13 protein-coding genes and 1 tRNA gene are annotated in these 12,095 nt (G+C 38.0%); 11 read left to right on the top strand and 3 right to left on the bottom strand.

Features of this window, described 5'->3' with window-relative positions:
- The first annotated feature begins 12 nt into the window (after positions 1–12).
- From F4V57_RS04670 to ubiA, 11 genes are all read left to right on the top strand, one after another.
- Positions 13–210, top strand: coding sequence for an LptM family lipoprotein (locus F4V57_RS04670; RefSeq protein ID WP_070068842.1), 198 nt, complete (start codon positions 13–15; stop codon positions 208–210).
- Positions 211–227: 17 nt separating this feature from the next.
- On the top strand, positions 228–1,481 hold the full coding sequence (lysA, locus tag F4V57_RS04665) for a diaminopimelate decarboxylase (RefSeq protein ID WP_070068841.1): 1,254 nt from the start codon (positions 228–230) through the stop codon (positions 1,479–1,481).
- A gap of 2 nt (positions 1,482–1,483) precedes the next feature.
- The gene (gene dapF / locus F4V57_RS04660) at positions 1,484–2,326 is read left to right on the top strand and encodes a diaminopimelate epimerase (protein WP_070068840.1); all 843 of its coding nucleotides are present in this window, start codon (positions 1,484–1,486) and stop codon (positions 2,324–2,326) included.
- Positions 2,327–2,434: 108 nt separating this feature from the next.
- Positions 2,435–3,343, top strand: coding sequence for a site-specific tyrosine recombinase/integron integrase (gene xerA, locus F4V57_RS04655; protein ID WP_070068839.1), 909 nt, complete (start codon positions 2,435–2,437; stop codon positions 3,341–3,343).
- 312 nt (positions 3,344–3,655) lie between these two features.
- Positions 3,656–4,405: an electron transfer flavoprotein subunit beta/FixA family protein gene (locus F4V57_RS04650; RefSeq protein ID WP_070068838.1), complete on the top strand. Its 750-nt coding sequence runs from the start codon at positions 3,656–3,658 to the stop codon at positions 4,403–4,405.
- Between the two features lie 20 nt (positions 4,406–4,425).
- Positions 4,426–5,361, top strand: a complete 936-nt coding sequence (locus F4V57_RS04645) for an electron transfer flavoprotein subunit alpha/FixB family protein (protein WP_070068837.1) — start codon at positions 4,426–4,428, stop codon at positions 5,359–5,361.
- Positions 5,362–5,722: 361 nt separating this feature from the next.
- Positions 5,723–7,138, top strand: a complete 1,416-nt coding sequence (gene glnA, locus F4V57_RS04640; protein WP_171257514.1) for a type I glutamate--ammonia ligase — start codon at positions 5,723–5,725, stop codon at positions 7,136–7,138.
- Positions 7,139–7,457: 319 nt separating this feature from the next.
- On the top strand, positions 7,458–7,895 hold the full coding sequence (locus tag F4V57_RS04635) for a MarR family winged helix-turn-helix transcriptional regulator (RefSeq protein WP_070068835.1): 438 nt from the start codon (positions 7,458–7,460) through the stop codon (positions 7,893–7,895).
- An 86-nt stretch (positions 7,896–7,981) separates the two neighbouring features.
- On the top strand, positions 7,982–8,413 hold the full coding sequence (locus F4V57_RS04630; RefSeq protein WP_070068834.1) for an organic hydroperoxide resistance protein: 432 nt from the start codon (positions 7,982–7,984) through the stop codon (positions 8,411–8,413).
- 222 nt (positions 8,414–8,635) lie between these two features.
- Positions 8,636–9,124 (top strand): chorismate--pyruvate lyase family protein, encoded by a 489-nt coding sequence (locus F4V57_RS04625; protein WP_070068833.1) that lies wholly within the window; start codon positions 8,636–8,638, stop codon positions 9,122–9,124.
- A 27-nt stretch (positions 9,125–9,151) separates the two neighbouring features.
- Complete coding sequence (gene ubiA, locus F4V57_RS04620) at positions 9,152–10,033, top strand: 4-hydroxybenzoate octaprenyltransferase (protein ID WP_070068832.1); 882 nt, start codon at positions 9,152–9,154, stop codon at positions 10,031–10,033.
- Positions 10,034–10,167: 134 nt separating this feature from the next.
- Here the strand turns inward: ubiA and hemB are convergent, their stop codons facing one another.
- From hemB to F4V57_RS04605, 3 genes are all read right to left on the bottom strand, one after another.
- Positions 10,168–11,142 carry a porphobilinogen synthase gene (gene hemB, locus F4V57_RS04615; protein WP_070068831.1) on the bottom strand — a complete coding sequence of 325 codons (975 nt, stop codon included), beginning with the start codon at positions 11,140–11,142 and terminating at the stop codon, positions 10,168–10,170.
- 106 nt (positions 11,143–11,248) lie between these two features.
- Positions 11,249–11,686, bottom strand: coding sequence for a DUF2726 domain-containing protein (locus F4V57_RS04610; RefSeq protein WP_070068830.1), 438 nt, complete (start codon positions 11,684–11,686; stop codon positions 11,249–11,251).
- Positions 11,687–11,733: 47 nt separating this feature from the next.
- A tRNA-Asn gene (locus F4V57_RS04605) sits at positions 11,734–11,809 on the bottom strand.
- Positions 11,810–12,095: the final 286 nt, after the last annotated feature.

Below are 12,095 nucleotides of genomic sequence, written 5' to 3'. Positions count from 1 at the left end.
GTTAAAAGAGCAATGCGCAAATTAGTTTTGCTGATCTCCGCTGCCATAATGGCAAGTCTATTCACGGCTTGCGGCCAGTCCGGTGAATTAATGTTACCTTCTGATCCAAATCATGATAAGCGTCCAAGTTATTTGCTTTATCATAACAAGCAACAAACGACTGATGCTGTATCAAATGATATTGCAACTGATTCGCAAATCCAAGATTAATAATAAGGTAAATAACCATGAGTTTTACTCGTCAGCAAGGAACTTTACACGCTGAAAATTGTTCCCTTGAACAAATTGCACAACAATTTTCTACCCCTTTATACGTTTACTCCAAAGCAGCATTGACCCAACATTATCTGGATATGCATCAAGCCTTTGAGTTTATTGATCATCAGATTTGTTTTGCAGTTAAGTCAAATTCCAATCTTGCCGTATTGAATGTACTGGCGAAACTTGGTGCAGGCTTTGATATTGTTACTGGTGGAGAGTTGGCTCGTGTACTTGCCGCAGATGGTGATCCAGCCAAAATTGTATTTTCAGGTTTGGGTAAAACAGAAGCAGATATTGAAAAAGCACTACAGGTGGGGATTGCCTGTTTCAATGTGGAGTCGCATGCTGAACTGGACCGTATCCAAAATGTTGCTGCCAGATTGAATACTCAGGCACCTATTTCGCTGCGTGTCAATCCAGATGTAGATGCCAAAACACATCCATACATTTCAACTGGATTAAAAGAAAATAAATTTGGTATTCCAAGTGATAGTGTATTTAGCACCTATCAGTATGCTGCAACCTTACCCAATCTGAATATTGTAGGTATTGATTGCCATATCGGTTCACAACTCACCGAAACTAAACCGTTTGTAGATGCATTGGCTCGTGTCGAGCTGATGATTGCTGAACTCAAACAATTGGGTATTACTATTCAACATATTGATATTGGTGGCGGATTAGGCGTAGTTTATAAAGATGAAACACCGCCAAGTGCTGTGGAATATGCCAATGCTATGCGTCCTCAGTTGGAAAAATTGGGTTTAAAAGTCTATATGGAGCCGGGACGTAGTATTAGTGCAAATGCCGGAGTGTTGTTAACTAAAGTGGACTTATTAAAGCCAACCAATCATCGTAATTTTGCCATTGTTGATGCAGCAATGAATGACCTGATCCGTCCTTCTTTATATGATGCATGGATGGATATTGTCCCTGTTAAACCACATCAGGATTTAGAAACCAAACAATGGGATATTGTGGGCGCAATTTGTGAGACCGGAGATTTTCTGGGAAAAGATCGGGAATTATCATTACAGCAGAATGATATTTTGGCGGTATTAGGTGCAGGTGCTTATGGTTTTGTCATGAGTTCAAATTATAATAGTCGTGGACGCGCTGCCGAGGTAATGGTGGATGGTGATCAGGTTTATTTGATTCGTGATCGGGAAACCATTGAATCACTTTGGGCCAACGAACATTTATTACCACAGGAGGCATGATCATGATTTTAGAATTTACCAAAATGCATGGTCTGGGTAACGATTTTGTGGTGATTGATTTGGTACGGCAGCGTGCGTTTTTGGATGAAATTACGGTTCAACGTATGGCTGATCGTCATTTTGGCATTGGATTTGATCAATTACTGATTGTTGAACCGCCAGAAGATCCAACCGCAGATTTTAAATATCGGATTTTTAATGCAGATGGTTCTGAAGTTGAGCAGTGTGGTAATGGCGCCCGTTGCTTTGCACGTTTCGTTTATGAAAGTCAGTTAACTTACAAAACAAAAATTCGGGTTGAAACAAAATCTGGCATTATTGAACCAGAGCTAGGCGGTAATGGATGGGTTCGAGTCAATATGGGCGAACCAAAATTTCTTCCTGAACAAATTCCATTTCTTGCGGATGCACCACAAGCACTTTATCCTTTGCAATTAACAGAACTCGAAATCAAGATTGATGTTGTCAATATGGGCAATCCTCATGCAGTGATTTTGGTAGATGATATTTTACATGCAAATGTAGCAGCAATAGGCCCTCAAGTTGAATCGCATGAGCGGTTTCCAGAGCGGGTAAATGTTGGATTTCTGCAAATTTTGTCCCGTAATCAAGCACGCTTACGTGTCTATGAGCGTGGTTCAGGGGAGACTTTAGCCTGTGGTACAGGCGCCTGTGCAGCAGTTGTCAGTGGTATCCGTCGTGGTTTATTGGATCATCATGTTAATCTTGAACTTGCTGGCGGCACATTAAATATTCAATGGCAGGAAGGTGATGTGGTCTGGATGACTGGACCAACAGCCAAAGTCTATGAAGGGCGTTTTGATCTTAGATATTTTCAGGGGTAGATGATATCAGGTCTATTAATGCAATGTGGGTAGACCTGATTATTCGGGCATTAATCCATGCCTGCTATGCTTGATAGATGAAATGATTAAAGGCAAGGTGGCCAATACATGCAATCTCTCCAAAATGCTGTGTCTAACTGGTTAGATCATCTTGCCATACAACAGCATTCAGATCATACACTTGCTGCCTATCATCGAGATGTGATGGCTTTTTTAAATTATTGTCAAACACAAAATATTTTAATTAATAAAATACAACTCAGTGATTTACGTCAATATTTAAGTTATTGTGTCGAGCAAAAGCACTGGTCAAATCAAAGTATCCAGAGAGCTTTGTCAGCCATTCGACAATTTATGCAATGGTTACAGCAACAACAAAAATTTTCGGAAGATGCCAAATTTAAAGATTTTAAAATTAAACGTGAACCACGAGCTTTACCCGGAATGTTGTCACCTGAAAACATTCAACAATTACTGGATCAGCCTGCACCTGAAAATGAATCTGAAAACTGGCTATGGATTAGAGATAAAGCCATGTTAGAGCTTTTATATTCCAGTGGTTTACGGTTAAGTGAACTGGTTAAATTAAAGTTACTAAACATTGACTGGACAGAAAAGATGCTACGAATAACGGGGAAAGGGAATAAAACCCGTATTGTACCATTTGGTCAAAAAGCTTATAGCGCGTTAAGAATCTGGATGGATTATCGTCTTCAAAAAAATATTTCTCATGACTATGTATTTATTGCCAGATCGGGGCAGCAGATTTCTGACCGGCAAGTACAAAATAGAATCAAGCAACAGGCAAAGCGGGCTGGATTAAGTGCTGATTTACATCCACATTTACTAAGACATTGTTTTGCAAGTCATTTGTTGTCAGCAAGTGGTGATCTGCGGGCAGTGCAGGAAATGCTAGGACACAGCAATTTAAATACGACTCAAATTTATACGCATCTTGATTTTGATCATTTGGCACAAGTATATGATCAGGCACATCCTCGAGCAAAAAAATATTAGTATTATTATCAATAAAATCAAAAACTAATAGCTATTTATACTGCTTATATGAGAAAAATTAAATAGAGAAATGACAAATTCCCATAATATATTTAGACAGGATATGATCATATAATGCGGTAAAATATTTTTTGAAATCATCATATTTGCTAGACTTGTGACTGGTGCGTTTACTTCTCTTTACATCAAGTCGAAGAATCAGGCTTGACCGAATTGACAGTTGCAATGCAAGATAAGGCAATAAATCGTATCAAGAGAGTTTGCTATAACTAACTCTTATAATCTTTTGGAAAATAACAGCCGAGGAATGACATGAAGGCTCTTGTCGCTGTAAAACGTGTGGTAGATGCCAACGTTAAAGTACGTGTAAAAGCAGATAACTCAGGGGTTGATTTAACAAACGTTAAAATGTCAATTAACCCATTTTGTGAAATTGCTGTGGAAGAAGCCGTACGCTTAAAAGAAAAAGGTGTAGTTTCGGAAATCGTAGTGGTTTCAATCGGTGAGAAAAAATCAGAGGAACAAATCCGCTCTGCACTAGCACTTGGTGCAGATCGTGGTATTTTGGTTGAAACTGCTGATGAAATTGGCGCACTTGAAGTGGCTAAACTACTTAAAGCTATTGTAGAACAAGAAAAACCGGAACTGATCCTATTAGGTAAACAAGCCATTGATGATGACTCTAATCAGGTCGGTCAAATGCTTGGCGCATTACTTGGGGCTGCTCAAGGGACATTTGCATCAGAAGTTAAAGTTGAAGCAGGTAAAGCTGTTGTGACCCGTGAAATTGATGGTGGTTTACAAACTGTCGAGTTATCACTTCCTGCAATTATCACTACAGATTTGCGTTTAAATGAACCACGCTATGCTGCATTGCCAAACATCATGAAAGCACGTAAAAAGCCTCTTGAGATTAAATCTCCGGCAGATTATGGCGTGACTACCGGCACCAAGCTGAAAACCATCAAGGTTGAAGCACCTGCGGAACGCAAAGCTGGCGTACAAGTGAAGTCTGTTGATGAGTTAATCGACAAACTTAAAAATGAAGCCAAAGTCATCTAATACAGCAAAGGATAATAATCATGAGTATTTTAGTTCTCGCTGAGCACGACAATAAAACATTAAATGGCGCAACTTTAAATGTTGTTGCAGCAGCTCAAAAGATCGGTGGTGATATTACTGTATTAGTGGCAGGTGAAGCAGCACAGGCAGTTGCAGAGCAAGCAGCGAAAGTTGCTGGTGTAAGTAAGGTATTACTTGCTGATAATACAGTATATGGCCATCAACTGGCTGAAAATGTTGCTACTCTAGTCGCCGATATTGCTAAAGATAGTTATAAATATATATTGGCTGCATCTACAACCACAGGCAAAAACATTTTACCACGTGTTGCAGCATTACTTGATGTGAGTCAGATTACCGACATTATCGCTGTTGAAAATGCCAATACATTCAAACGTCCGATTTATGCAGGTAATGCAATTGCGACTGTTCAATCTGATGAAGCAATTATTGTGGGTACAGTGCGTACTACAGCATTTGATGCTGTCGCAGCGGAAGGCGGTTCTGCTACAACTGAAACTGTGGGTGAAGTTAAAGATGCCGGTATTTCTACATTTGTATCTGAAGAAATCGTAAAACTGGATCGTCCTGAACTTGCAGCTGCGCGTATTATTGTTTCTGGTGGTCGTGGTGTCGGTTCGGGTGAAAACTACCATAAAGTACTTGATCCATTGGCAGACAAACTAGGTGCTGCACAAGGTGCATCACGTGCTGCGGTAGATGCCGGTTTTGTACCAAACGATTTTCAGGTGGGACAAACGGGTAAAATCGTTGCACCTGATTTATACGTTGCCGTAGGTATTTCCGGTGCAATTCAGCATTTGGCCGGAATGAAAGACTCAAAAGTGATCGTTGCCATCAATAAAGATGAAGAAGCACCAATCAACGGCATTGCAGATTACTGGTTAGTCGGTGATTTAAATACAGTTGTTCCGGAATTAGTCTCAAAACTATAAGTCTGATACTCTATTAAGCTTAAAAAGCCCTTGTTGAATACAAGGGCTTTTTTAAATAAGTTTTAATAAAAAATCCATTTATATTGCTTTATAATGGTGCGTAAAGTTTGTAAGCAGCATTTGGTGTGCAAATCTAGTGCGCTAAAGATTGATCTTTGAACTATTTTATATTGAGTGTTACTTAATGGTGCATTTTTTGTATTGCTCAGTATAATAATGCTTTATAAACCACACTAATAATCACACTATTCTATTTAATTCAATGTGTTAGGATATTTTGTAGAAGTTGGTATGGGAATTGCTATATAACTAGCAACTGGAAAGCGCACCCTGAGGGTGCAATAAATTACATTGGAGCAGATTGCACATGTCAAACAAGGTTCTAAAACTAATTACAGAAAGTGGCGCAAAATGGGTTGACTTTCGCTTCACAGATACTAAAGGTAAAGAACAGCACGTTACTTATCCGGCAGGTTCAATCGATGAAGATACCTTTGAAGATGGTAAAATGTTTGATGGTTCTTCCATTGCAGGCTGGAAAGGCATTGAAGCATCTGACATGATTTTGCGTCCAGATCCAGAAACAGGCTTTGTTGACCCATTCTTTGCAGAACCAACTGTTGTTGTCACTTGTGATGTTATTGAACCTTCAACTGGTCAGGGGTATGAGCGTGATCCACGCTCCATTGCTCGTCGTGCAGAAGAATATTTAAAATCTACTGGTATTGGTGATACAGCATTTTTTGGTCCAGAACCAGAATTTTTCGTATTTGACGAAGTCAAATGGGATATTGATATGTCTGGTGCACGCCATACATTGATCGCTGAAGAAGCTGCATGGTCTACAGGTAAAGATTATGATGCAGGTAACTCTGGTCACCGTCCTCGTGTTAAGGGTGGTTATTTCCCTGTTCCTCCTGTGGACTCCCATCATGATATGCGTGCAGAAATGTGTGCAAAAATCGAAGATATCATGGGACCTGATCGTGTAGAGGTACATCACCACGAAGTTGCATCTTGTCAGTTAGAAATCGGTGTAAGCTTTAACACATTAGTGCGTAAAGCTGATGAGGTACAACAATTTAAATATGTTGTACATAACGTTGCACATCAATATGCAAAAACTGCAACTTTTATGCCTAAACCAATGGTAGGTGATAATGGTTCTGGTATGCATGTCCATGTATCTATTTCTAAAGATGGTAAAAACCTGTTTGCAGGTGATGAATATGCAGGTCTTTCTGAATTAGCATTATTCTTTATTGGTGGTGTGATCAAACATGCGCGTGCGTTAAATGCATTGACTAACCCATCAACTAACTCATACAAACGTTTGGTTCCTCACTTTGAAGCACCAATCATGTTGGCTTATTCTGCACGTAACCGTTCTGCATCTATTCGTATTCCTTATGTTTCTAGCCCTAAAGGCAAACGTATCGAAGCACGCTTCCCTGATCCAGCAGCAAACCCATATTTGGCATTTGCAGCATTGCTAATGGCCGGTCTTGATGGTATTCAAAACAAAATCCATCCAGGTGAAGCAGCAGATAAAAACTTGTATGATCTGCCTCCTGAAGAAGAAGCTAAAATTCCTACAGTAGCACACAGCCTTGAAATGGCATTAGATGCATTACAAGAAGATAATGAATTCTTATTGAAAGGTGGTGTGTTTACGAAAGAAATGCTTGATGCTTACATTGAGCTAAAAACAGAAGATGTACGTCGTTTAAATACAACAACTCACCCAGTTGAGTTTGATATGTATTACTCTGTGTAATACGGATTTGTTCAATAGCTTGTTTATGAGCTCATACTGAATACTGATATGAGTAATTAAACAAGCTAAGTGAAAAAATTAGTTATTCTTAAAATTAAAAGAATAAACTGATTAAACAGCTTCAGACTGATTTAAATTAATTTGGTTTAAAAAAGAATGAAGCTTTTTTATATAATTTATTTAACTTCCTTAATGTAAAATTTCAAAAAATTATAAAAATAGTGCCATAAAATATTTGATAAAAATATGTAGTGTGCGATTTATTGGTTTAAAAGCGTTATAATCTAGCCTCTGGTAAGTAAAGAGGATAGGGTTAAATATGAAAACAAACAATGATTTGCTTAAACTAGATAATCAATTATGTTTTGCTTTATATTCAGCTAATCTTGCGCTTCATCAGAAATACCGTAGTTTACTTGCACCACTTGGAATCACTTATTCACAATATTTGGTTATGCTGGTTTTATGGGAAAATGATCAGCTTAGCGTATCAGAAATTGGCAAGCGCATTTTTCTGGAATCATCTACATTGACGCCATTGCTTAAACGTATAGAAATATTGGGATTGGTTAAAAGACAACGTTCTCACCACGATGAGCGGCAAGTTATTATTGCTTTGACGGAACAAGGAAAGTTAATGCAGAAACAAGCATTGATGATTCCTGAGAAAGTGATGTGTGATGCAGGATGTGATTTACAGAATTTGCTTGAATTAAAGCGACAACTGGAAAATTTACGGAATCATCTAAATAAGTAATATATAATTTTTTGTAATTATAGATTGCTTAATTAATTATATCGTATACGATATAATTGTAAGCGATATTTAAAGGAGTAACACAAATGTCTTTAGAAAAAGTTGTATATGTTGCTAAAGCGAAAGCAACAGGTGGCCGAGATGGTCGTGCAGTATCAAATGACGGTATTCTTGATGTTAAACTCGCTGTACCAAAAGAAATGGGTGGACCCGGCGGTGCAACCAATCCTGAACAATTATTTGCTGCTGGTTATTCGGCGTGTTTTTTTGGTGCACTTAAATTTGTTGCAGCCCGTGAAAAGATAACTGTTCCACAAGATGCATTTATTGAAGGTGAAGTGGGTATTGGTCCAATTCCAACAGGATTTGCCATTGAAGTTACTCTAAACATTCATCTACCAGGTTTTGATCAATCCGAAGCACAAAAATTAGTGGATGCAGCCCATATTGTTTGCCCATATTCTAATGCTACACGTGGTAACGTTGATGTGACATTAAATGTAATTACTGCATCATAAAATTTTTATTCTAAATGCCTTATTCAGAGTAAAACAGAATGAGGCATTTTATTGATCTATTTTGTTATAAATTTAAAAAAGATTAGCTTAAAAAACTATAGTTTAATAAAAAATTTGGAGTAGAGCTTTTCTCTTTCAGTTAAACTTGCTTGCATATTACAGTTTGATCTTTATGATTAAATAGCACAATTTATGAAATAAAATTTTAGTGTGAAATAATTTATGCATCATATCCAGCCATCTAATCAGTGGCAGAATAATCTTTCAATACCGCTTAAATCATGGTTATACGCAGAAGGTTCTTTGACTCAGCAACTTACCGACTTGGCACAAGGACAATTTCAGGTTGAACTGATCAATGAGCAATACCAGCGCATGCAAAAACAGGATGCACAATGGATGAATATGCCACTACATCATCTGGCATGGGTACGGGAAAGTTATTTGTATGGCTGTGAGCGACAGCCATGGGTGAAAGCAAAAAGTATTTTCCCAATATTGAGTTTAAGAAAAAAAGCCAGAATTTTTCCACATATTGGTAAAAAACCCATTGGCCATTATTTGTTTCAGCGTACCCAGCCAGAGTGTCAGCGTAGAGTCATTTATCAAGATGACGGTTGGACACGGCAAAGCTGTTATACTTGGCATGGCTGCAAATTTATCGTGCAGGAAACTTTTTTAGCACAGTTTGAAGCCTTTATTCAAAAGTAGCCAATAAATTCATTTGGATAATTTTCTATGACCATTCAAGTTGCGACCACATGGTGTGAGCGTTTACAAGCTTATTATTATCTTTGTCGTTTTGATAAACCGATTGGTACAGAATTGGTATTCTGGCCAACCATGTGGGCATTATGGATTGCCAGTGCAGGTGTTCCTCAAGTTAAAATTTTAATTCCGATGGTTTTAGGGGTGATTTTTATGCGGGCTGCTGGATGTGCCATAAATGATTTTGCTGATCGCAAGGTTGATGGTCATGTAGCACGAACAAAGCAGCGTCCCCTAGCCGCAGGTATTATTCAGCCCGTTGAAGCCATTATCGTATTTATACTATTGGTGTTTGCCAGTGCAGCATTATTATTCTTTCTGCCCATTGAAACTTTTTATTGGTCATTTGGTGCGTTATTTTTAGCCTTTATTTATCCTTTTATGAAACGTTATACCCATTTACCTCAGGTATTTTTGGGTGCGGCATTTTCATGGTCTATTCCTATGGCTTATACAGCTGTAGGTGTTACACCAGATTTGACCTGTTGGTTATTATATTTTGCTAATCTGGCATGGACAGTGGCTTATGATACTCAATATGCAATTACTGATCGTGAATATGATTTAAAAATTGGGGTGAAATCTACAGCAATTTTATTCGGACGATTTGATGTACAGATTATTTTTAGCTTACAAATACTTAGTTTAATTTTGTTGGGTTTGGCATTTATTCGGGAAGAACTTTTATTATGGGGTGGTTTGGCACTACTTATTGTCGCAGCAGATTTTGTTTATCAAACATGGAAAATTCGTCAACGTGATCCACAAATCTGTTTTTGGGTTTTTCAGCATAATCGATGGGTGGGATTGCTGATTTGGTTGGGAATCGCTGTATCGTATGGAATTAACTAAAATAAAGCTGTTGTAAAATCTTTTTTTTGATTTGTTACACTGCCAAATCAGCAAATGATTTTATTATTCTCCCCCCTATGTAGAGGAAGGAGAATAATGAGGCTAATTTTTAAACTTCTGTATCAATAAGTGAATTAGATTTCAATTTTTCCAGCTTTGATCCATTCTGCAAATTGTTTGGCATGATAGGTGACAATCATATTTGCACCGGCACGTTTGAAACCAATTAATGTTTCATAGACGGTTTTTGGTTCGTCCATAGCACCTGCCAATGCAGCAAATTTAATACCTGCATATTCTCCACCAACCTGATAAGCAGCCAGAGGACGGTCTGTACGGTCACGTAATCGGGCCAATACATCAAGATATGGTGTCCCAGGTTTTACCATAAGAATATCGGCACCTTCCATTTCATCTAGTTCAGCTTCAATCATGGCTTGGCGGCCATTATGAAAATCTGCCTGATAGGTTTTTCGGTCACCTTTAAGTTGTGTATCTACTGCCACACGGAAAGGGCCATAAAATGCTGATGAGAATTTAATTGCATGTGCAAGAATACTAACATGCGCATAACCAGCCTTATCCAGTGCTTGACGAATTGCAGCAATTTGACCATCCATCATGGCAGATGGTGCCAGCATATCTGCACCAGCTTTGGCTGCTGCAACAGATTGTTTGGCTAGATTTTCAAGCGTAGGTTCATTATCAACGGTATCCCCACACATCACACCACAATGACCATGTGAAGTATATTCACAAAAGCAAATATCGGGAATGACGATCATTTCAGGACAAGCTGATTTAATGGCTTTGATCATACGGCTTAGTAAACCCTCATCTTGCCATGTATCTGAACCGATCTCATCTTTATGGTGAGAAATACCAAATGGCATGACGGTTTTAATACCTAGTTGGTATAAGGTTTTGATTTCCTGTTCAATATCAGCTTCAGTGAAACGGTATAAGCCAGGAAGAGTGCTGATCTCTTGTTTTTGGGCAATATTTTCTTCAATGAATAGTGGATAAATGAGCTCATCAAGACAAATGGTATTTTCTTTGACTAAATTACGAATATTGGCATTAGTTCTTAAACGGCGTAAATTCAACATGGTTTGATGACCTTACTGGAAGAAAAATAAAGTGTCACTATAGCAAAATTTATTATAAAAACCTTATGAAGATCATCAGACGAGAGCATAAAGTCTGTATTTGGCTCTAAGTGCTAATGTCATGTTGTAATAAGCGCACTGTAGGAATCTGAGTATAGCGATAGACTGGATAGCCTGCCTGTTGCAACATTTTGTCTCTAAAGGCATCTTCATCTTTTTTATTTAAGTGACTTGGATCGTCTAGTTCAATAATGGCAATAACTTGACATTGTGAATTTAGTAGGACAAAGTCCGTCACTTTCCGATTGAATTTACTGCGTATTTTATAATTTTGATTGGTAATTAAAGCACTAAAAGCAACTTGAGCTAAAATATGGTATTGCGGAAAAGCCTGTTTTAGGCGAAGGTACATGTGTTGTTCATATTGTGTCATCACAGGACGAGGAAAAAACTGCTGACGTTCCGAGCAATAAAAAAATACAAGTAAAAGTGTAATAAAAATTAAAGCAGAAATAGCGATAAAGAACACGAGAGATCCGAACAATACAAAATAAAAAAGCTCAACTTAATTGAGTTGAGCTTTTTATAATTTGGCTCTCCCACCTGGGCTCGAACCAGGGACCTGCGGATTAACAGTCCGTCGCTCTACCGACTGAGCTATGGGAGAATGTGTGTGCTATTATAGGCATCAAATTTATTTGGTCAAGCATTTCAATGCGTAAAAATACATGAAGTTATTTATTTGATTTAAAAGTAAACATTTTTTGCAAAGTAACATCATGTTGGTGAATTACAGTAGTCAAAGAGATGGGATACGTTTATGCAACCAGAACAACCAAAGCATGGGGTTTGACCAACATACGTACAACATATTTTCCTTAAAAATTCCTATATAGATAGAATTGATTACAAACAAAGATGACATATTACTGATTTTGTTAACAATAGGGGAT

Origin of the sequence: Acinetobacter qingfengensis, from assembly GCF_008693185.1 — a bacterium.
In the GTDB taxonomy this organism is placed as follows: domain Bacteria; phylum Pseudomonadota; class Gammaproteobacteria; order Pseudomonadales; family Moraxellaceae; genus Acinetobacter; species Acinetobacter qingfengensis.
Note: the sequence above shows the minus strand (reverse complement) of the source record. Positions and strands in the feature narration are given on the sequence as shown.

Coding starts and splice junctions, on each gene's coding strand:
- F4V57_RS04670 (WP_070068842.1), top strand. CDS start 13: ATGCGCAAATTAGTTTTGCTGATCTCCGCTGCCATAATGGCAAGTCTA.
- lysA (WP_070068841.1), top strand. CDS start 228: ATGAGTTTTACTCGTCAGCAAGGAACTTTACACGCTGAAAATTGTTCC.
- dapF (WP_070068840.1), top strand. CDS start 1,484: ATGATTTTAGAATTTACCAAAATGCATGGTCTGGGTAACGATTTTGTG.
- xerA (WP_070068839.1), top strand. CDS start 2,435: ATGCAATCTCTCCAAAATGCTGTGTCTAACTGGTTAGATCATCTTGCC.
- F4V57_RS04650 (WP_070068838.1), top strand. CDS start 3,656: ATGAAGGCTCTTGTCGCTGTAAAACGTGTGGTAGATGCCAACGTTAAA.
- F4V57_RS04645 (WP_070068837.1), top strand. CDS start 4,426: ATGAGTATTTTAGTTCTCGCTGAGCACGACAATAAAACATTAAATGGC.
- F4V57_RS04635 (WP_070068835.1), top strand. CDS start 7,458: ATGAAAACAAACAATGATTTGCTTAAACTAGATAATCAATTATGTTTT.
- F4V57_RS04630 (WP_070068834.1), top strand. CDS start 7,982: ATGTCTTTAGAAAAAGTTGTATATGTTGCTAAAGCGAAAGCAACAGGT.
- F4V57_RS04625 (WP_070068833.1), top strand. CDS start 8,636: ATGCATCATATCCAGCCATCTAATCAGTGGCAGAATAATCTTTCAATA.
- ubiA (WP_070068832.1), top strand. CDS start 9,152: ATGACCATTCAAGTTGCGACCACATGGTGTGAGCGTTTACAAGCTTAT.
- hemB (WP_070068831.1), bottom strand. CDS start 11,142: ATGTTGAATTTACGCCGTTTAAGAACTAATGCCAATATTCGTAATTTA.